Here is a 19,577-nt window from a genome sequence, read left to right as displayed (position 1 = left end):
TTTCACACCTGCAAAACAGAACTGACGAGGAGTTGGCTATAGGCGTGCTGGGGATCATCCAGCACTTGATCTGTCAGACCTGCCTCCACCACATGGCCGTCTTTCATGACCATCAATCGGTCCGCCAACAGGCGCACCACGGCGAGGTCGTGGGTGACGATGATCGCGGATAGCCCCATATCGCGGACCAATCCGCGCAACAGATCAAGCAGCCGCGCCTGAACGGATACATCAAGCCCGCCTGTGGGTTCATCCATGAACACCAACCTTGGCCCGGTCACCAAATTGCGGGCAATTTGAAGGCGTTGTTGCATCCCGCCGGAGAACGTCGTGGGGCGATCATCGACGCGGTTAGCGTCAATTTCAACGCGGCCGAGCCAATCGGTGGCCTTGGCGCGAATATCGCCGTAGTGACGGTCGCCCACAGCCATCAGGCGTTCGCCCACATTGCCGCCCGCACTGACACCCATCCGCAAACCGTCACGGGCGTGTTGATGCACAAAAGCCCAATCGGTCCGCGACAACATGCGGCGTTCGGGTTCGGACATCGTGACAGTATCGCGCGGGCCATCTGTTCGCGTATCGAACACAACCGCACCCGCATCAGGCGTCAAATGTCCCGCCATACAGTTGAGCAAAGTGGACTTTCCCGACCCGCTTTCCCCGACAATCCCCATGACCTCACCGGGGTAAAGATCAAATGCCACATCCTTGCAGCCGATATGCTGGCCGTAAAACTTTGTGATCCCTTGGACCGAAAGCAAAGGTGTCATGCCGCGTCCTTTCCGTTCATCGTGCCGGTGTGGCCTGCGGCCTGTCTTGCCTCGCAGAAATCTGTGTCTGAACACACGAACATTCGCCCGCCCGCATCGTTGGTGATTACCTCGTCGAGGTAGCTGTTTTCCGCCCCGCACATGGCACAAGGGTGGTCCGGCTTAGAGGCCTCAAAAGGGTGGTCTTCGAAATCAAGCGACACCACCTGAGTGTAGGGCGGCAGCGCATAAATGCGTTGTTCACGGCCTGCCCCAAACAACTGGATCGCCGCCATATCCCCAAGCTTGGGGTTGTCGAATTTCGGGATCGGGGATGGGTCCATGACATAACGCCCTTCGACCTTGACCGGATAAGCATATGACGTCGCGATATGGCCGTGGCGGCTGATGTCTTCGTAGAGCTTCACATGCATAAGACCGTATTCTTCAAGGCTGTGCATCTTGCGGGTTTCACTTTCGCGGGGTTCCAGAAAACGCAAAGGCTCGGGGATCGGTACTTGGTAGACAAGAATCTGGCCCTCGCTGAGCGGTTCTTCGGGGATGCGGTGGCGGGTCTGAATGACGCTTGCTTGGGAGGTTTTTGTCGTCGTGGCAACGCCCGCCGTGCGCTCAAAGAACGTGCGGATGGATACGGCATTGGTCGTGTCGTCCGCCCCTTGGTCGATCACTTTGAACCGGTCATCCGGCGTCATCACCGCCGCTGACACCTGCACCCCGCCCGTGCCCCAACCATAGGGCATTGGCATTTCACGGCTGGCAAACGGCACCTGATAACCGGGAATGGCGAGCCCTTTGAGGATCGCGCGGCGGATCATGCGTTTGGTTTGTTCGTCCAGATAGGCAAAGTTATAGTCGCTCATAACAGGCTCCGTGCTGAGAGGTCTTTGCGCAAGGCGTCGGGACCTTTGAAATGGATCGCGTCCATGCCAGCCGCCCGTGCGCCCAAGCAGTTGTGCAACCCGTCGTCGATGAACACGCACCGCTCGGGTGCTACATCTGCGCGGTGGCACAAAAGGGCATAGATTTCGGTTGAGGGCTTGATGACGCCAACCTCACCCGAGACCACCGTCGTGTCGAAGACCTCCAACAGCTCGGGATGCGCTTTGCAGCCTTCGGGCCATGTTTCAGCCGACCAGTTGGTGATTGCATGCACAGGTGTTCCGGCGGCTTTCAAGGCATATAGAATATCCCAAGTGCCGGTGATCTTGGCGGGAACTGTGTGCTGATACCGCTCAACATATCGACCGAGCCGCGCGGCATCTTTTGGGTCCGAAATCAGGGAGGCAGCCAACGCAAATGTCGCCCCCGCATCACAGGCAAGGTTCAACTTGTCGAAGGCGATCCGATCCATGAAAGCCTGCGCTTCAGCCGCGTCCATCTCATCGGCCCAAGCCAAATGCGGCTGCCAGTCGATCAGCACGCCGCCGATGTCAAAAACTACAATATCGGGGGTCATTCTGCGGCCTCAGGCACTCTGTTTGCACCTGCCTCTTCACGCAGTTTGCGCACCAGTTCCAATTCAGCTTGAAAATCAACGTAATGGGGCAATTTGATGTGCTCTAGGAACCCCGTCGCCTGAATGTTGTCCGCATGATAGAGCACAAATTCAGCGTCTTGCGCAGGGGCGCCTTCGTTGTCCTCACCCAGTTCTTCCCAACGTAGCGCCCGATCGACCAGTGCCATTGAAATCGCCTTGCGTTCGGTTTGGCCGAAGACCAACCCGTAGCCACGGGTGAACTGGGGCGGTTCAGACTTTGATCCGGTGAACTGATTGACGGTTTCGCATTCGGTCAAGGTGACCTCGCCAATCTCAACGCTGAACCCCAGCTCGGGGATGTCCATTTCGACAGGCACGGCACCAATGCGCAATTCGCCGACAAAGGCGTGGTTGCGCGCATAGCCACGCTGGGTGGAATAGGCCATGCCAAGCGTGAACCCTTCGTCCGCGCGGGTGAGGGCCTGCAGGCGCAGCGCGCGCTCCGCGGGCATTTCCAGCGGTTCGCGGGTTAGGTCTGGTGGTGTCGTGTCATCGTGAACGGCCTCTTCGATCAACCCTTCGTGGTTAAGGAAGTCGGTCACATGGGGGACGTCGCCGTGCACAGCCTCTCGTGTTGCGGCCTTTGGCGCCTCTCCGTCGGCGGCCAGTTTGAAATCAAGCAGACGGTGCGTGTAATCAAATGTTGGCCCTAGAACCTGTCCACCGGGCAGGTCTTTGAACGTGGCCGAGATGCGCCGGTCGCAGGCCATTTTGCCCGTATCGACGGGCAAGGATGCACCAAAACGGGGTAGCGTGGTGCGGTAGGCTCGGATCAGGAAAATCGCCTCAATCAGATCGCCGCGCGCCTGTTTGATCGCAAGTGCTGCAAGATCAGGGTCATAAAGCGACCCTTCGGCCATGACGCGATTAACGGCCAATGCCAGCTGTTCGCGGATTTGTGCCACCCCGAGTTCGGCAACGGAGGTATCCCCGCGGCGTTCTTCGGCAAGCCATGCGTGTGCGTTCTCAATCGCCCGCTCTCCACCTTTGACGGCCACATACATCAGACCGCTCCTTTGTGCATAACGACTGTGGTGCGCGGTAGGGCCGCTACGCGATCGCCGCACGTGAAGATGAAATCAAGGCCAAAGGGAAAATGCCCAGCATTCAGTTGAAACGCGCGGGTCTCAGGCAGCGACAAGCTGTGCGTGTCTTTGATGCCCGGGCCGGACAAAATGGCCCCATTCGGCTCCAACTGATCAACCTGAACGATCAGCGTGGCAGAGCGGTCAGGGTATTGGGGTGTACCGATTTGATATGCACTGAGCGGCGTCAGATCGTCCCAGCCCCCCACCGCAAACACGCAATGAGACGGCCCAACAACCGGCGCGCCCGTGTGAAATGCGATCCAAGTTCGCACCGCATCGCAGTCTAGCGCGCCTGACAGATGCACGGGGGTGTCTGGATCGCATAGGGTGAGCAGTACAACGCCCGTCGCGGGGGAAAGAGGCGCTGGCGGGGCGGCACCTGTGACCATGTGGATCGTACCGGGCCGCGCCATTGCTTCCATCACCTGACGAAACGCGACCGCAGAGGCGGTGGCGGTGTCCGCGAAGCCGCCGCTGAGAGTTTGGGCCTGCATCAGTCTTCCCCTCGTACCATTGTAAAGAAATCAACTTTTGTGGCGGCGGCTTTGGCGGCACGCGCGTCCCTTTTGGCAGCCTGTTCCGCGTCGAGAACGTCCAACACTTGCACCTGCAATGTCGTAGCCGCAGTGGTTTGCATCAGGGCGTCCACCATGGCCACGGCTTCGGCATCGGCCTTGCTGCGCCCTTGCACGTAGGCGTGGCCGACCTCGCCCGTGGCAAGGGTCAGCGCACAGCGTGTTACAGTGACTTCGCCTAAATTGAACGGGCTACCTGTGGCACCGGCGCGGGCGCGCACCATAGTGCTGCCGACTTCTGGTGCACGCAGCCATGTGAACGCAGGGCGCGTCACTGTCTCGTCCAGCAGGGTGGCAACGCGTCCCATAGGGGCTTTGGCCATAAGGCCAAGCCAGTGTTGGCGCGGTGCATGGTCTTCGCTGAAATCTTTCATCTCGACAACTTTTCGATATCCTATACAACTAGACACATAATAACATGTCCCTTCGATTCCCCCAGCGGAGATTTGTGAATTTTGCGTGACACTTCCCCCAAGACACCGATCTGGCAGGCCATCGCGCAAGCCGTGCGCAGTGATCTGGCCGAGGGCCGCTATGCCCCCGGCGACAAGCTCCCGACCGAGGCGGCTTTGGCTGAACGGTTTGGCGTCAACCGTCACACCGTGCGCCATGGGATTTCTGCGTTGGTGGAAGAAGGGCTCATCCGCACTCGGCGCGGCGCAGGAGCTTTTGTGGCCTCGACGCCGACCGACTATCCCATCGGGCGCAAAGTCAGGTTCCACGACAATCTGATCGCGGCAGGGCGATTGCCCGAAAAACGCGTGCTGTTGGTCGAAGACCGGTTTGCAACCGACGGCGAAGCGCAGGCGCTCGCCATCAACGCGGGTGATCAGGTCTGTTCCTACCACGGGCTATCCTTGGCCGATGGTCAGCCCATCGCGGTGTTCGAAAGCGTCTTTCCATTGGCGCGGACCCCGGGAATATCAGCCGCCTTTGACGCGCAGGGCAGTGTGACGGAGGCTTTGGCCACTGTCGGTGTGGCAGATTACACGCGCGCGTCTACGCGGCTGACGGCGGTGCGCGCGGGTGCGACACATGCCCTGCATTTGCAAGTCAATGAGGGTGACCCGCTGCTACGCTCCTCGGGGGTGAATGTCGATCAGACGGGCAATCCCGTGGAATACGGACGCACGTGGTTTGTCGGGGATCGGATCACACTCACCTTGGAAAACTAAAACGGCCCCAAGGTAAGAGGCAACGCGGCTAGCCTTCGTATTTTTCCAAGAACGCATCGGCCTTCATTGCGCGAAAGTCGTCCAATGCCACACGTATTGTCTCATGATCCCAATCCCACCACGCCAGCGCTATCAGGCGATCCGCGATCGCACGCGGCTGACGCAGCCGCAGAGGTTTGGCCGGCGTGCCCGCGACGATTGTGTAGGGATCGACGTCCTTTGTGACCACGGCCCCTGCGGCCACGACTGCGCCGTGCCCCAATGTGACTTCGGGCTTGATCATGGCACCTGCACCAATCCATGTGTCGTGACCAATGTGGGCGATACGGGACTGGCGATGGGCAAAGAACGCCTCATCGCGAGTCGTATCATCCCAGTAATCGGCTGAGCGGTAGAGGAAATGGTGGCAAGCGGCAGTGTCGAGCGGATGGTCCGTGGCACCGATCCGGCTGAATGCGGCGATGTTAGCGAATTTTCCAACCCGAGCGTTGGCGATGTCGGCATAGCGGTCGCAGTAGGAGTAATCCCCGAACGTCACGTTGTTCAGCCTGCTGCCCCGCCCGATTTCGACATAGGCACCAAAGGTGCTGTCGATGACATCGCAATCGGGGTGAATGAAAGGGTCGTCAGCATTTAGTCTTGGCATGATCAGAACTCTCTTTCTTCGCCGGAAAATCGGAAGAACTTGCCGGTCTTGGCAAGGGTCAGTCCGGCGGAAATATCAAGGATGCCTGCCGCGACCTCTTTTGGGTCTTCTTCTGCGTCCATCCCGCCCATGTCCGTGCGAACCCAGCCCGGATCCACAAGAACAACGGGGATCCCGTCGGGTTCCAGCGAAGTGGCGAGGCCTTGCATTACTTTGTTCAGCGCGGATTTTGAGGCGCGGTAGGCAATTTGTGTGGGTTTGCGATAGCCCATCCACGCCATCTGGGACGACACGGTCAGTATCTTCGGCGCTCTACTTTTGCGCATGTGCTGCAGCACCGCTTGGGCCACTGCCAAAGGCGCCATTGTGTTGACCGATAAGGTATGGGCAAAGCCGTCCCAATCCATGTTCAACGGCGTTTGGTTTTCCGCCTCTGGCCCAATGACACCTGCATTGTTGATGAGCACGTCCACCGGAGGGATATCTGCCAATTGCGCGGCAATACTGGCCGGATCATCGAGGATAAGCGGCACAGTTCCGTCCTGCCCATCGCGCGTTGTGCCAATGACGCTATGTCCGCGCGCGGTGGCTTCGGCAAACAGCGCCGCCCCGATGCCTCGGTTCACCCCTGTAATCAGGTAGGTCGTCATCCGTCTTTGTTTCCGATCAACTTGCCGCGCAGCCAGCCCGACAGCCAATCCATCAGCATGACCATCACAATAATCAGGATGATGTAATAAGCGACTTCTTCCCAGTCTTTTTGGGTTTGGATCGCTTGCGTCAACATTAACCCGATGCCACCGCCTGTGATCGCGCCGATGATCGTCGCGGAGCGGGTATTGGATTCAAGGAAATAGAGGACCTGCGCCAACAGCACCGGAACAACCTGCGGGATCACCCCGAACCGATACCGTTGCAGAGGTTTTGCCCCCGTCGACGTCACGCCTTCGATCTGTTTGTCCTCGACGTTTTCAAGCGCCTCAGAGAACGTCTTACCGAATGTTCCCGTGTCGGTGATTAAAATGGCCAACGCACCCGTCAAAGGCCCTGGACCAAACGCACGGGCAAGAACCACCGTCCAGATCAGCGCATCCACGCCGCGCACGAAATCAAACAGGCGACGCGTGGCAGCACGCAACAACACGATTGGGGTGAACCGTTTTGCGGCCATGAACGCCAGTGGCAGCGCGATCATCGCAGCCCCCATAGTCCCGAGGAACGCCATCAGGATCGTCTCACCGATGGCCCAAGCAACATCTTTGTGCCGCCACATTTTATTGTTCCAAAAGTCCGACATCGCGCCGCTAATGTTACCACGGTCAGGATCAATCTGGTCGCCAAACAGCACCTGACTGAAACCCACCCCGTGATAAGGGCTGTCGAGCGTGAACCAAAACAGCTCCCACCCTGCGAAATAATTGAAGACTTCGGTCTTGGACCCCGTAAGCGTGATCCGACCCTCGGGCGTGGTGATCGCGACACGGCGATCTGAGGCGTTAATCCAGTCAGGCAGATCAGCGGGCAGATTGGTGGAAACCTTCCGGCCCTCCGCCTGTGCGGCGATCAGTCCAAAACCCGCGATATCCACTTCTGTTCGGTTGTCGGGCAAAAAACGCACAATCGTGTCTGCGCCCAGATCAACCGTGATCACATCCGTGCCGCTGACCCAATCGGGGCGCGCGCCGACGGGGTATGCGCCCTTGCGCTCGCCCTCCACAGCATAAGAGATTTCGCCGTTCCGGTTGTCGCGGGTAACATGAACCTTGTGGGACCAGATGTCGGAGGTCAGCGTGCGCGCATTTTCCATGTTGGCGCGTTGGAGCAAGCTGGGCAAATCAAACGCAAAGAAGATGTAGGTGAAATAGGCAAGGATCACCGCAGGCACACCAAAGGCGAACAGCCGTTTACGGCGAAACAGACCTTCCGCATGCGTCTTAGTGGCTTGAATATCTACAGAGCTCATTGGGCCTGTCCTTCAGTCAAACGATTGCGGTAGCGGCTTGAGGCTTGGTCAAAGAACACGATCGTGCCGAACAGCAGCACAAATATCGCGGCGGCCTCATCGAACCGACCCGGCCCCCATGCCATCGCATTGCGCAGCTCGTAGCCAAGGCCGCCCGCACCGACAAAGCCAAGGATCGCTGAGGCGCGAATGTTGATTTCAAACCGAAGCAGCGTGTAGCTGACGTAGTTTGGCGCGACCTGCGGCAACACGCCCAGCAACATCCGCTGTGTCCATGTGGCCCCCGTTGAGGCCAGCCCTTCAACAGGCTTGAGGTCGGCGTTTTCAGCAACCTCGGAAAACATTTTGGCCAGCGCACCAGCGGTGTGCAGTGCAATTGCGATCATCGCGGGCACGGGGCCGCCGCCCAAAACGAAGATCAGAACCAGCGCGATCACGATCTCGGGGATCGCGCGCAGAATGTCAGAAAACCGGCGAAACAGCGGGATCAAGAGGGGCCATTTCGCAAGGCCCCGCGTCCCCAATAGAGACAGGATCAAGCCAGCAACTGCGCCGATGATCGTCGACATCGCCGCGATATTGATCGTCTCGACAAGGGCCGGAAAAAACTTGGCAATCAGGCTTGGCAGGTCGGCGCGCTTTTCCCATGCTTCAGCAAGAACTTCGCTGGGGTAGTCGCCGATTTGGTGCAACCCCTCCCAGAACCCGCCAGCATTGCGCTCATCGGCCACGTTAAAGCCGGACACCATCAAGACCACGAAGATCAGTAGCGCCAAGCCGCTGTATAGCCTGCGCCGCCCGACCTGTGCGAGATAGCTTTCGCGAATGTCACCGACGTTTAGCGCGCGGCCCGTGTTTGTTGCTGTCATGGTTTCCCCGCACAAAAATACCGGCCGCCCCGCATCCGAAGCGACCGGTGTTGTCATGAAATTATCTTAGTTGCCAATCACAGACTGACGGGCCGCAACGATGCTTTCGTATGTTTTATGGGTCACCGGCACAAAGCCAAGCGTATCACCCGCAGCGACGCCATAAGCACATTCCTGATCGCGCTCATAAAGTGTGTCGACCAGTTCGGTCATTGTCGCTTTGACGTCCGCTGGCAGGTCGGCGCGCAGAACAACCGGACCTTCAGGGATCACGTTGGAGATCCAGATCTGCTTAAGGTCGTTCATGTCGACCAGACCCGCATCAACCGCACGGCGCAGCGCACCGGAGTTGTAGCCATCTTCCCATTCGCCCTGAGCGTCAGCCCAAGTCACGCCCGCGTCGATGTCACCATTTGCCACAGCAATGATCGTTTGCTCATGGCCGCCAGTGAATTTCACTTCACCGAAATAGTCGCCAGATTCCATCGTGGCGCCAGTGGTTTGCGGGATCTCGATAGAGGGGATCAGGTAACCGGATGTAGAGTTCGGATCACCAAAGCCAAAGACCTTGCCCTGAACGCCTTCCAGGCTCTCGATGCCGCTGTCCACACGGGCAAACCCGATGGAATGGTAACCGATGGAGCCGTCGAGGTTCTGCTTGACCAGCACAGGCTCAACAGCTTCTGGGTTTTGCAGATATGTCGCTGCATATGAGGACGCGCCGAGCCATGCCATGTCGATCGTGCCGCCCAGCAAGCCTTGGATAACGCCATTATAATCGGCAGGCGCGAACAGCTTTGTTTCAACACCAAGCGCTTCAGTCGTATATTCTTGCATGCATGCATAGTTGTTCATGCGGTCTTGTGCGTTTTCACCGCCCAAAATGCCGATGCGAAATTCGGTGACTTCTTGCGCAAAGGCAGGAACAGCAAGGGCCGTAGTTGCCAACGTAGCAGCGATAAACTTTTTCATCAGTGTCTCCATGGAGGGAATTGAGCGCCTGTTGGCGCAGGTAAACTGGCTCAGGCGGCTGCCTCGACTTTAGGGGGCTCGGTTCTGTCCAGTGTTTCGATTTCGGTGGATGTGGCAGCTTCGGAAAAATCCGTGCCCGCCCCATATATTTCGCGTGCAACACCGGTTGTGAGCTGTGCGGGCGCCCCGTCGAAGACGATGCGTCCATCACGCATACCAATCACGCGGTCACAGTAACGCCTTGCGGTATCCAAGGTGTGCAGGTTCGCGATGACCATGCGGCCATCTTCTTCGTGAATGTCGCGCAGGGATTGCATTACGACCTGCGCATTCATTGGATCAAGCGATGCAATTGGCTCATCCGCCAGAATAATTGCGGGGTCCTGCATCAGCGCGCGTGCAATCGCGACGCGCTGTTGTTGGCCACCTGACAAAGCTTCAGCGCGTTTCGGCGCCTGTTCTGCGATGCCAAGCCGGTCCAGAATATCGATGGCTTTGTGAATGTCGGACTGAGGATAAAGGTTGAACATCGTCGCCAGCGTTGAGCGGCGGTTCAACGTGCCGTGCAACACATTCGACACCACATCCATCCGCGGCACTAGGTTGAATTGCTGGAAGATCATTGCGCAACGCGACTGCCAATGGCGCCGCGCGGCACCGCGCACCGCCGTCACGTCTTCGCCCTCAAACAGGATTTGCCCGCTCGATACATCGCTGAGCCGGTTAAGCATCCGCAACAGCGTCGATTTGCCAGCACCTGATCGCCCGATGATGCCAATCATTGCGGGGGCATCAATCTGGATATTGGCTGCGTCTACGGCGACCTTGTCGCCAAACCGTTTGGTTAGTCCGCTAATGCTTAACATGTCATCCCCCGAAGCGTTCTCGGAGTGATTAAGCCCGCAATTCAACACTTGGGTGACAGTTTTGAATCAGGTTCTTGATGATTTCTTAACGGTTACATGACGATAAACCCGTCGCAGAAAAGTGCAGGGCTTCAAATTGATCAACAAATTCGCTGTTGCAACACACACTGGGACAATTTCGTCATATACTTGTTACATTAAAGCTCCTCCGGCTAATGTGATCCCATGACACGCTATATTTTCACAATTCTGGCGGCGTTCTTGACCTTGCCCGTTGCGGCACAGGCGCAAACGGCGGACGTAACTTGCGATGACAGCGCGCGCTTGGAACGGATGCTCACCACTGTGATGCAATCCGAACGCCGCGCCCTTGGTCTGCGCGGGCCCGAGACGGTGCTTGAGGTCTGGATTGACCCCCGAACGCAGGATTGGACCTTGGTTCAGACCTACACCAACGGGACGTCCTGCATTATTGCAATGGGCGAACACTGGGAAGAGTTGACACCCGCACCAGCATAAACGCGGCTATGTCTCCTCAAGGCGGTCTGTTGCAGGGGCAGGTGTTTGGCTGAGGGCCGTGATCCGTTCGTAGTTTTCGTCAGTGATGTTTGCGCGCCCTAGCTGCAAAGCGGTAATCGGCGCAGCCGCAGTGAATAGCATCTCCGTCCCGCGACTTGATCCTCGCCAACCAAAGTTTCTGTGCACCAAGGCCGAATAGCAGCTATCTCCGCCGCCACTCAGCGCAATAAACCGCGCACGTGCGGCAGCTCTAAGGCTGCGTGCGCATGCAGCATGATTCCAACATTTCTTCTATGGGCTCGACCCAGACATTTAAGCTAGACCACTCGCAGTTCAGCTCCGCCAGTCAAAGAAGTTCTCAGGCGCGCGGGCGGTTAGCCGGTCGGCAACAGCGCGGCCCATCTCGGCAGCATCTTCGATAGAAGACGTCTCCGCATCGCTCAATGCCTCAGACCCGTCGGGGCGCAAAATTTCGGCTCGGAACTTTACCGTGCCGCCCTCAAGCTCTGCCAAGCCCGCAATCGGTGTCTCGCAAGAGCCTTCGAGTTGCGCCAGATAGGCGCGTTCGCAGGCCAGCCGTTGACCCGTAGGTGTGTGATGGATCGCCGACAGCATCTCTGCCACGCGTCTGTCATCGACGCGGCGCTCAATCCCGATAGCGCCCTGCGCCACGGCAGGCAGCATATCCGACGTCTCGATCCCTGTGGCAGGCACATCGTCCATGGCCAGCCGGTTCAAACCCGCCATCGCAAGGAAGGTGCAAGTCGCCACCCCCGCATCCAGCTTCTTCAGGCGCGTTTGCACATTGCCACGGAATTCGACGACATTCAGGTCAGGGCGACGGTGCAAAATCTGCGCGCGGCGGCGCAAGGAGGATGTCCCCACGGTCTCGCCTTCGGCCAATTCTGCTATGCCCTTTGCCTTCAATGACACGAAGGCATCGCGCACGTCTTCACGCGGCAAATAGGTGTCCAGCAACAAGCCCTGTGGCTGCTCTACTGGCATGTCTTTCATCGAATGGACGGCAATGTCGATTTTGCCCGCCAGCAGATCATCCTCGATCTCGCGGGTGAATAATCCCTTGCCGCCGATCTCTTTCAGCGGGCGGTCCAGAACCGCGTCACCGGTTGTCTTGATCACCACTACCTCAAAGGCGTCTTCTGGCAAATCGAAGGCCGCCATCAGTCGCGCGCGCGTCTCATAGGCCTGCGCCAAAGCAAGCGGTGATCCGCGGGTGCCAATCCGCAAGGGTGAGGTCGGGGTGGGTAGGTTCAATGCCATATCAACCTGCATAAATGGGTCACAGAATACTGACAAGCTGTCGCCTTGACATTCGCATGTCTGAGCGCGGACAAGAGGTCGCAACATAAGGAGTGTGGCGATGGCCGAGCAAAAGAAAATCATGCGTGCATTGGCGGGCGAAACATTGGACACGCCCCCGATCTGGATGATGCGCCAAGCGGGTCGCTACTTGCCGGAATACAAGGCCACCCGTGCGCAAGCCGGTGACTTCCTGTCCCTATGCTACAACCCCGAGCTTGCCACCGAGGTCACTTTGCAGCCCATCCGCCGCTATGGCTTTGACGCGGCAATCCTATTTGCAGATATCTTGCTGCTGCCCCAGGCCTTGGGGGCCGATTTGTGGTTCGTCACCGGTGAAGGCCCACGTCTGTCGACGGTCACAACCCCTGCTGATTTCGCCAAACTCAAAGGCGCATCTGACGTTCACGATCACTTGGCCCCTGTTTACCAAACCGTGCGCAATTTGGCGGGTGCGCTGCCCTCCGAGACCACTTTGATCGGCTTTGCAGGCGCACCATGGACCGTGGCCACTTATATGATTGCTGGCCAAGGCACGCCGGATCAGGCCCCCGCCCACAGGCTGCGCGAGGAAGACCCAGCCACATTTGATGCGCTCATTGATCTGATCACCGCCTCCACCATCGAATATCTGTCCATGCAAATCGAGGCCGGTGCCGAGGTCGTCAAACTGTTCGACAGCTGGGCTGGGTCGCTGAAGGGCGACGCCTTCCAAAGGTACTCCTTGGAACCCGCCAAGAAGATCATCACGGCCCTCAAGGCGCGTCACCCCAACACCCCGATTATCGCCTTCCCGCGTGAGGCTGGTGACAATTACATCGGCTTCGCCAAAGCCACAGGTGCTGATTGTGTCGCATTGGACAATTCCGTCTCCGCGGATTGGGCCGCCACCAATGTGCAGGTCGATGGCTGCGTGCAAGGCAATCTTGCCTCGCGCCATATGGTCACCGGCGGGCAGGATCTGGTTGATGAGACGCGGGCCATTGTCAAAGCTCTTTCAAACGGGCCACATATTTTCAATCTGGGTCACGGCATCACCCCCGACGCCGACCCCGAAAATGTGCAGCTGATGATCGATACCGTCCGCGAAACAACTTCCGCGTAAATTCACTTTCTTTTCACTGGAAACCAAGGCACATGCCCCGATAGTGTCAGGGCATGTTTACTCGTATCCTATTCGCGCTTTGCGCCGTGTTCGCCCTATCTTCCGTCGCCATCTCTCAGGAGGCGACAGAGGTCGAAAATGAGGTTACCGCACCCGCGCAGGCCGTATCAGTAGAGCCGGTCGCCCGAGACGAGGAAATCGCGCAACGGGTGGTTGAAATCATGCGCTCGACCGGATGGTACAAGTTCTCTCGGGTCGAAGTGAAAGATGGCATTGTCTTTTTGGATGGTCGCACCAATAGCGCCGACCACAAAGCGTGGGCGCGTGATCTTGCGTCAAAAACACAAGACGTGGTGGCGGTCGTGAACCGCATCAAGGTAGAGCAAGAGGCCAACTGGTCCTTCACCCCCGCAATTGCCGAGATCAAAAGCTTGGGCAGCCGCCTCATCACGTCTTTGCCGCTGATCCTTTTGGCCATCGTCATTTTGCCGTTCACATGGTGGCTGTCTTCTTTGGCCGCCAAGGGCCTGCGCCGTTGGCTGTTGGGGGGCATTGCGTCGCCGTTCCTGCGAGACATCGTGGCACGGTTCATCGCATTGCCGATATTCCTTTTGGGCCTGTTCGTGGTTTTGCAGGTGGCCGGCTTGACCCAGATCGCGGTATCCGTGGTGGGCGGCGCCGGTGTTTTGGGTATCGTTGTCGGTTTTGCGTTTCGCGACATCGCCGAGAATTTCCTTGCCTCCCTGTTGCTGTCCATCCGCCGACCTTTTCGCGCAGGGGAATATATCGAGGTCACAGGGATGGGCGGGACCGTGTTGTCGATGAATACTCGCTCTACCGTGTTGCTCAGCCCAGAAGGGAACCACATCCAAATCCCCAATGCGGCCATTTTCAAGAACACTATCGTCAATTACTCCGCCTCAGCGAACCGTCGGAATACTTTGGAAGTCGGGGTCGGCTACGACGTGTCCGTGGCCCGCGCGCAGGACATTATCCTAGAGGTCATCGGCGGCCATGAAGCCATCTTGTCAGAGCCTGCCCCGATGATTTTGGTCGACAGCCTTGGAAGTTCCACTGTGAATATCAAAGCCTACTTCTGGGTGAACGCGCATGAGTACTCAATGTTGAAGGTGAAATCGGCGCTGCTGCGTCTGGTCAAAAAGGCCCTGACTGAAGAAGGCATTTCCATGCCGGATGACGCGCGCGAAGTTATCTTCCCGCAAGGCGTGCCTGTGCTTCAACTCGACGGAAAGGCCGAAGCGCGCGCCCAAGAGATCGCCAACCAAGAAATTGGGGACAGCGTGCGCGAGGCCGCAGCAATCGACGAATCCGCCCAAGCCTCCTCCGAGGCCGAAGGCAATCTTGGCAATGAACAAGACGAAATCGCCGAAATCGCCGCCGACGCAATTGCGGAAGACGGTGAAACCGATCTGTTGTCGGATAAGGGCTAGGCGCTACTTCAGGGGCAACGCCGCGCCGGATTTAGTGCTGCGCAGCACAAAATTTGTGTTTGACGACCGCACCAATCCGGAACCAAGAATGCGCTGCATCAGATAGCGCTCCAAGTCTTCGGGGTCTGTCGCGACAATTTTTAATACATAGTCGTTGTCACCGGTAATGGCGCTGCACTCGGTGATTTCGTCGTCGGATTGCACCAAACGGTTGAAAGCCTCCATTGAGGCAACCGTATGGTCCATCAATGACACATGCACATAGGCCATTGCCTGCAACCCCAACTGCTTGCGATCCAGCACCGCCACATAGTCTTTGATCAGCCCCGCTTCTTCCATCCGTTTGATCCGGCGCCAACACGGCGAGATGGACATGTTCACCGCCGCCGCCAATTCCTTGGTGCTTAGGCGGGCGTCCTTTTGCAGCAAGGACAGCAGCTTTTTGTCTACGTCATCAATAATCATGCCGTTCTATAACCCAATTTGACGCGAACGAGAAATTTTTTGCCTCAGATGGCGTCATTTACAGTCAAAGTAGAACCCTTTTTCCACCCGCGACGTCCTATCCTACCTTTATCGGAGGACCCAAGATGTCGAAGATCAGCGCGTATCAAGCCAAGCAGGTCAATGCGGATGGCACAATCAGCTATACCAGCGAGGAGGACGCGGTCTGGCGCGATCTTTTCGCCCAGCAGCTTCCCAACATCCGGCGGCTCTGCGCCAAGGAATACCTAGACGGGTTCGACCGGCTTGGCTTGCCCCACGATCGTGTCCCGCAATGCCCCGAGGTCTCGGCCAGCCTTCGTCCTCTGACCGGCTGGCAGGTGGACCCCGTTCCGGCACTGATCGGATTCAGGCAGTTCTTCACGATGCTGGCCAATAAGACCTTTCCCGCCGCTTCCTTCATTCGCAGCAGAGCCGACTTCGACTACATCAAAGAGCCGGACATCTTTCATGAAATCTTCGGGCATACCCCGTTGCTGACGGACGCACGTTTCGCCCATTTCTCGCAAGCCATCGGCAAGGCTGGTCAAACGGCCCAATCCAAGGACCATGCGTGGCTTATTCGCCTTTATTGGTTCACCATTGAATTTGGTCTGACCCGCAGCGATGACGGTTTCAAGGCGCTCGGCTCGGGCCTTGCGTCGTCCCCGACCGAGCTGCCTCACAGCATCGAGGCCCCTGATGTTATCCGTCGCGAATTCGACGTGATGGACATCCTTCGCACGCCGTATCGCATCGACATCCACCAGCCGGTGTATTTCGTGCTAGAGAACATAGACACACTTTTTCAAGCCGCAGAACGCGACCTCATCGCAGATGTTCACGCGGCCCAAGACCTAGGGCTCTTCGCCCCTGAATATCCAAATGAACAGAAGGCAGGATAGATGACCAACACAACAGATCTAAACCAGCAATCTTGCGATGTTTGCGCAGGCGGGGGCGTTGTCATGACGCGCGCAGAGGCGCATGAGAAAATGCCCCAGCTTCACAGCGACTGGATGCTGGATGCCGAAACTTCCAAACTGACCCGCGAAATGACATTTAAGGGCTTCGCCAAGCCGGTTTACCACGCCAATCTTGCTGCGTTCTTGGGGGATAAGGAAGGGCACCACCCCGACATTCAGTTCGGTTGGGGATACTGCAAGATCACCTTCACATCCCACGAACTTGGCGGGCTATCCCCCAATGATTTCATCTGCGCGGCAAAGTTCGACGCCTTGGTGGGCTAGGTCCATTTGGCCACAGGCGGCAGGCTCATGAGAACCGCATTGGCGTCATGGCCGGTTTCCAACCCGAATTTGGTCCCGCGATCATACACAAGATTGTATTCGGCATAGAGGCCACGGTGCACCAGCTGTGCCTCTTTGTCGGCGTCTGTCCACGGCGTGTTGCGCCATTTTTCGGTGACCCCGACAAAGGCCGGAAGAAACGAACGGCCCACGTCCTGAGTGAACGCGAAATCCGCGTCCCAGTCACCGGTGTTTAGATCATCATAGAAGATGCCCCCCACGCCGCGTGCGCGGTTGCGATGCGGAACATAGAAATATTCGTCCGCCCAGTTTTTGAAGCGGGGGTAGTATTCGGCATCATGTTTGTCGCAATATTCTTTGAGAACTCCGTGGAAGAAGGCGGTGTCCTCTTCGCGCTCAAGGCAGGGGTTCAAGTCAGAGCCACCTCCAAACCACCAAGCGTTTGGTGTCCAGAACATGCGTGTGTTCATATGAACTGCCGGAGTTTGCGGGTTCTGCATATGGGCCACAAGGCTAATGCCAGACGCCCAGAAGCGCGGATCGCTTTCCATTCCGGGAACCCCGCGCGCGGCCATCGCCTTTTGTGCGCGATCCCCCAAAGTGCCGTAAACAGTCGAGATATTTACACCGACCTTCTCAAACACGCGCCCCCCGCGCATGACGCTCATCAAGCCGCCACCTGCGTCCGACCCGTCGTCCGTGCCGCGTTTTGTCTCCGACACCTCGAACTGACCCGCCGGAAGATCAGCGAATGGCCCTTCCGTTTGGCTGTTCTCCAACCCCTCAAAGGCGGCGACGATGTCGTCGCGCAAAGTGCGGAACCATGCAGAAGCTTGGGCTTTCTTACTGTCGAAATCGTCGGTCACTGGGCTTGTCCTATTTACTTCACCTCGTGCTAACATTTGTGAGCGACAAGTGTCACGTTCCCTTGGCGTCGCAACTGGAGTAATATTACCCAATGAGATTACTTTTGATCACCCCGTTGGTGTTTCTTGCGGCCTGCGCCAATCCTCTTGAAGCTTGCAAGCAGGATGCGCTGAAGGATCTACGTGTGGTGCAGGCATTGATCGCGGATACTCAGGCCACCCTTGATCGCGGTTATGCAATTCAGACTGAAACCCGTACTGTCATCTATACGAATTTCTGTGTGGGAACCGGTGTTGGCAGCAACGGGCAGTTCAGTTTTTGCAATTACCCGCAGCCCTATACAACCAAACGGCCCGTGGCAGTGGATCTGGATCAAGAAAAACGTAAACTTCGCTCCCTTAAGGCCAAGGAAATTGAGCTTAAGCGCAACAGTTTGCTCAACCAACAACGTTGTGAACTGGAATATCCAGCGGCCGTCTAGCCCCAATATCGCCCATCTAGTAGCATATGCACCCCAAGCCACAAGATGTGGCTGAGACACTTGAACGACACCTCTAAACCAGCTGAAACTAAGGTGTTTTCGGATTACAGCCTTTGTGCTACGGGTAATTCAAAGGTCGATAATCGGCTGATAAATATAAATGGGAATGCAACGTCATTTCCGAGGCAAAATGGGCAGACGTCGTGGTTTTACGTCTTTTAAACGCAGTCCGCATAGGGCTGGTTCTTCTTGTGGCATCCGCATGGGCAGGGGCATCTAACGCTGCACCTTACGCCGCGATGGTGCTTGATGCGCGCACCGGTGAGGTGCTTCACTCCCGCAATGCGGATACGCGACTTCATCCAGCGTCATTGACGAAAATGATGACACTATATGTTGTCTTCGACGCGATCCGTCGTGGCGAAATCACCCTTGAAACGAAGGTCAAGATTTCGCGCAAAGCGGCAGCGGAGCAACCGTCCAAACTGGGCCTGAAGGCCGGTCAACGCATTGCGTTGCGCTACTTGATCCGTGGGGCGTCCGTGAAATCTGCCAATGATGCAGCCACTGCTCTTGGTGAGGCAATATCAGGGTCCGAAGCCGCATTCGCCCGTCGAATGAACGCCATGGCCAAGGCATTGGGCATGACGAATACCACCTTCAAGAATGCCCACGGCCTGACTGAAAACGGCCACATGTCCACAGCACGTGACATGACAACTTTGGGCCGTCACCTGATCTATGACTACCCACAGTATTATAACTTATTCTCCCGCCAAACCACGCACGCGGGGGTCAAGCAGGTCTCCAACACCAACCGCCGCCTTTTGCAAAACTACAAAGGCGCTGATGGCATCAAAACCGGCTACACGCGGGCCGCTGGGTTCAACCTTGTTGCCTCCGCAGAGCGCGGCAACGAGCGCGTGATTGCAACTGTGTTCGGGGGCACATCTTCTGCAGCTAGAAATGCACGTGTTGCCGAGTTGCTGGACTTGGGCTTCAAACGCGCGCCCTCCCGTGCCAAGTTAAGCAAACCTAGACGCCCAGTTCTTGGCACCATTCCTGCGCAAGAGCCAAAAGTCATCAAGGTCGCGCCGACCATTACCGCGCGCAGCAAAAGCCCGCGCCCCTTGCAGCGCCCAGATCGTGCGCCATCCGAGGATATGTTGCTCGCCATCGTCGAAAGCGTCGATAACAACGTGATCAACGCCCGAAATGACGTCGCCACGCGCGCCGCTCAGAACGAGACATTGGCGGGGGCCACCGTCACGCCCGTGCGCAGGCCACAAAACCTGGTGCAAGCCGCCATCGACACCGCAGAGCCACGCCGCAAACCTGCCGCGCGCCGGATCGTAACACGCGCGTCGACATCAGGGGGCCGTCATTGGTCCATCTCGCTGGGGCGCTACACAACCCGCAACCGCGCAGAGCGCTTGCTGCTCAAAACCGCCTTGCAAGAAATTGGCACGCTGGACGATGCCCTGCGCAAAGTGGTCAACCGTCCACGCGGTTGGGAAGCCAATTTTGTCGGCTTGTCCCAAAGCAAGGCCACATTGGCCTGTCAGCGCCTAAATGCGCGCGGTCATGACTGTGAAGTTCGCGGGCCGGGAGCCTAG

Annotated in this window: 24 protein-coding genes; 8 read left to right on the top strand and 16 right to left on the bottom strand. The window is 57.5% G+C overall.

Translation table 11 applies throughout. The features are described from left to right. Window positions 1-2: 2 nt before the first annotated feature. Genes phnK through phnG form a run of 6 tightly spaced genes read right to left on the bottom strand, consistent with a single transcriptional unit; the run spans window position 3 to window position 4,347 of the window. A complete protein-coding gene (gene phnK, locus Q0746_RS10390; RefSeq protein WP_298259962.1) occupies window positions 3-773 on the bottom strand; it encodes a phosphonate C-P lyase system protein PhnK in 771 nt (256 codons plus the stop codon). After that, window positions 770-1,633, bottom strand: coding sequence for an alpha-D-ribose 1-methylphosphonate 5-phosphate C-P-lyase PhnJ (locus tag Q0746_RS10385; protein WP_298259960.1), 864 nt, complete (start codon window positions 1,631-1,633; stop codon window positions 770-772). The genes phnK and Q0746_RS10385 overlap by 4 nt, the downstream gene beginning before the upstream one ends. Beyond that, on the bottom strand, window positions 1,630-2,229 hold the full coding sequence (locus Q0746_RS10380; protein WP_298259959.1) for an HAD family phosphatase: 600 nt from the start codon (window positions 2,227-2,229) through the stop codon (window positions 1,630-1,632). Before Q0746_RS10380 ends, Q0746_RS10385 begins: the two co-directional genes overlap by 4 nt. After that, entirely contained in the window at window positions 2,226-3,314 is a 1,089-nt protein-coding gene (locus Q0746_RS10375) for a carbon-phosphorus lyase complex subunit PhnI (protein WP_298259957.1), read from the bottom strand. The genes Q0746_RS10380 and Q0746_RS10375 overlap by 4 nt, the downstream gene beginning before the upstream one ends. After that, entirely contained in the window at window positions 3,314-3,892 is a 579-nt protein-coding gene (gene phnH / locus Q0746_RS10370; protein WP_298259955.1) for a phosphonate C-P lyase system protein PhnH, read from the bottom strand. Before phnH ends, Q0746_RS10375 begins: the two co-directional genes overlap by 1 nt. After that, window positions 3,892-4,347: a phosphonate C-P lyase system protein PhnG gene (gene phnG / locus Q0746_RS10365; RefSeq protein ID WP_298259953.1), complete on the bottom strand. Its 456-nt coding sequence runs from the start codon at window positions 4,345-4,347 to the stop codon at window positions 3,892-3,894. Before phnG ends, phnH begins: the two co-directional genes overlap by 1 nt. A gap of 81 nt (window positions 4,348-4,428) precedes the next feature. Here phnG and phnF point away from each other — a divergent pair, with 81 nt between their 5' ends. Next, on the top strand, window positions 4,429-5,148 hold the full coding sequence (gene phnF, locus Q0746_RS10360) for a phosphonate metabolism transcriptional regulator PhnF (protein WP_298259951.1): 720 nt from the start codon (window positions 4,429-4,431) through the stop codon (window positions 5,146-5,148). Between the two features lie 28 nt (window positions 5,149-5,176). Here the strand turns inward: phnF and Q0746_RS10355 are convergent, their stop codons facing one another. From Q0746_RS10355 to phnC, 6 genes are all read right to left on the bottom strand, one after another. Beyond that, window positions 5,177-5,794: a DapH/DapD/GlmU-related protein gene (locus tag Q0746_RS10355; protein ID WP_298259949.1), complete on the bottom strand. Its 618-nt coding sequence runs from the start codon at window positions 5,792-5,794 to the stop codon at window positions 5,177-5,179. 2 nt (window positions 5,795-5,796) lie between these two features. Further along, window positions 5,797-6,444, bottom strand: a complete 648-nt coding sequence (locus tag Q0746_RS10350) for an SDR family NAD(P)-dependent oxidoreductase (RefSeq protein ID WP_298259947.1) — start codon at window positions 6,442-6,444, stop codon at window positions 5,797-5,799. Further along, a complete protein-coding gene (phnE, locus tag Q0746_RS10345) occupies window positions 6,441-7,757 on the bottom strand; it encodes a phosphonate ABC transporter, permease protein PhnE (protein WP_298259945.1) in 1,317 nt (438 codons plus the stop codon). The genes Q0746_RS10350 and phnE (Q0746_RS10345) overlap by 4 nt, the downstream gene beginning before the upstream one ends. After that, window positions 7,754-8,626 (bottom strand): phosphonate ABC transporter, permease protein PhnE, encoded by an 873-nt coding sequence (phnE, locus tag Q0746_RS10340; protein ID WP_298261246.1) that lies wholly within the window; start codon window positions 8,624-8,626, stop codon window positions 7,754-7,756. The genes phnE (Q0746_RS10345) and phnE (Q0746_RS10340) overlap by 4 nt, the downstream gene beginning before the upstream one ends. Window positions 8,627-8,692: 66 nt before the next feature. After that, window positions 8,693-9,598 carry a phosphonate ABC transporter substrate-binding protein gene (gene phnD, locus Q0746_RS10335; RefSeq protein ID WP_298259943.1) on the bottom strand — a complete coding sequence of 302 codons (906 nt, stop codon included), beginning with the start codon at window positions 9,596-9,598 and terminating at the stop codon, window positions 8,693-8,695. Between the two features lie 50 nt (window positions 9,599-9,648). Beyond that, on the bottom strand, window positions 9,649-10,464 hold the full coding sequence (gene phnC / locus Q0746_RS10330) for a phosphonate ABC transporter ATP-binding protein (RefSeq protein ID WP_298259941.1): 816 nt from the start codon (window positions 10,462-10,464) through the stop codon (window positions 9,649-9,651). A 225-nt stretch (window positions 10,465-10,689) separates the two neighbouring features. On the opposite strand from phnC, the gene Q0746_RS10325 reads away from it, so the two are divergent. Beyond that, window positions 10,690-10,983 carry a hypothetical protein gene (locus Q0746_RS10325; RefSeq protein ID WP_298259940.1) on the top strand — a complete coding sequence of 98 codons (294 nt, stop codon included), beginning with the start codon at window positions 10,690-10,692 and terminating at the stop codon, window positions 10,981-10,983. 6 nt (window positions 10,984-10,989) lie between these two features. Here Q0746_RS10325 and Q0746_RS10320 read toward each other — a convergent pair whose 3' ends face one another. Together Q0746_RS10320 and hemC are read right to left on the bottom strand one after the other, a co-directional pair. After that, a complete protein-coding gene (locus Q0746_RS10320; RefSeq protein ID WP_298259938.1) occupies window positions 10,990-11,124 on the bottom strand; it encodes a hypothetical protein in 135 nt (44 codons plus the stop codon). Window positions 11,125-11,316: 192 nt separating this feature from the next. Continuing rightward, window positions 11,317-12,264, bottom strand: a complete 948-nt coding sequence (gene hemC, locus Q0746_RS10315; RefSeq protein ID WP_298259936.1) for a hydroxymethylbilane synthase — start codon at window positions 12,262-12,264, stop codon at window positions 11,317-11,319. A gap of 100 nt (window positions 12,265-12,364) precedes the next feature. Between hemC and hemE the strand changes: the two genes are divergently transcribed. Continuing rightward, window positions 12,365-13,408, top strand: coding sequence for a uroporphyrinogen decarboxylase (gene hemE / locus Q0746_RS10310; RefSeq protein ID WP_298259934.1), 1,044 nt, complete (start codon window positions 12,365-12,367; stop codon window positions 13,406-13,408). A 53-nt stretch (window positions 13,409-13,461) separates the two neighbouring features. Continuing rightward, window positions 13,462-14,859 (top strand): mechanosensitive ion channel family protein, encoded by a 1,398-nt coding sequence (locus Q0746_RS10305; RefSeq protein WP_298259932.1) that lies wholly within the window; start codon window positions 13,462-13,464, stop codon window positions 14,857-14,859. Window positions 14,860-14,862: 3 nt separating this feature from the next. On the opposite strand, the gene Q0746_RS10300 is transcribed toward Q0746_RS10305, so the two are convergent. Next, window positions 14,863-15,324 carry an Lrp/AsnC family transcriptional regulator gene (locus Q0746_RS10300; RefSeq protein ID WP_298259930.1) on the bottom strand — a complete coding sequence of 154 codons (462 nt, stop codon included), beginning with the start codon at window positions 15,322-15,324 and terminating at the stop codon, window positions 14,863-14,865. 125 nt (window positions 15,325-15,449) lie between these two features. Between Q0746_RS10300 and phhA the strand changes: the two genes are divergently transcribed. Further along, window positions 15,450-16,247 (top strand): phenylalanine 4-monooxygenase, encoded by a 798-nt coding sequence (gene phhA, locus Q0746_RS10295; RefSeq protein ID WP_298259928.1) that lies wholly within the window; start codon window positions 15,450-15,452, stop codon window positions 16,245-16,247. Then, window positions 16,248-16,592: a 4a-hydroxytetrahydrobiopterin dehydratase gene (locus tag Q0746_RS10290; RefSeq protein ID WP_298259926.1), complete on the top strand. Its 345-nt coding sequence runs from the start codon at window positions 16,248-16,250 to the stop codon at window positions 16,590-16,592. On the opposite strand, the gene hemF is transcribed toward Q0746_RS10290, so the two are convergent. Further along, window positions 16,589-17,479: an oxygen-dependent coproporphyrinogen oxidase gene (hemF, locus tag Q0746_RS10285; protein WP_298259925.1), complete on the bottom strand. Its 891-nt coding sequence runs from the start codon at window positions 17,477-17,479 to the stop codon at window positions 16,589-16,591. The two genes, Q0746_RS10290 and hemF, sit on opposite strands and share 4 nt — an antisense overlap. Window positions 17,480-17,583: 104 nt before the next feature. Between hemF and Q0746_RS10280 the strand changes: the two genes are divergently transcribed. Further along, window positions 17,584-17,961 carry a hypothetical protein gene (locus Q0746_RS10280; protein ID WP_298259923.1) on the top strand — a complete coding sequence of 126 codons (378 nt, stop codon included), beginning with the start codon at window positions 17,584-17,586 and terminating at the stop codon, window positions 17,959-17,961. A 299-nt stretch (window positions 17,962-18,260) separates the two neighbouring features. Next, window positions 18,261-19,577, top strand: a complete 1,317-nt coding sequence (locus Q0746_RS10275) for a D-alanyl-D-alanine carboxypeptidase family protein (RefSeq protein ID WP_298261244.1) — start codon at window positions 18,261-18,263, stop codon at window positions 19,575-19,577.

The sequence above is a fragment of the uncultured Litoreibacter sp. genome (assembly GCF_947487515.1).
Classification (GTDB): domain Bacteria; phylum Pseudomonadota; class Alphaproteobacteria; order Rhodobacterales; family Rhodobacteraceae; genus Litoreibacter.
Note: the sequence above shows the minus strand (reverse complement) of the source record. Positions and strands in the feature narration are given on the sequence as shown.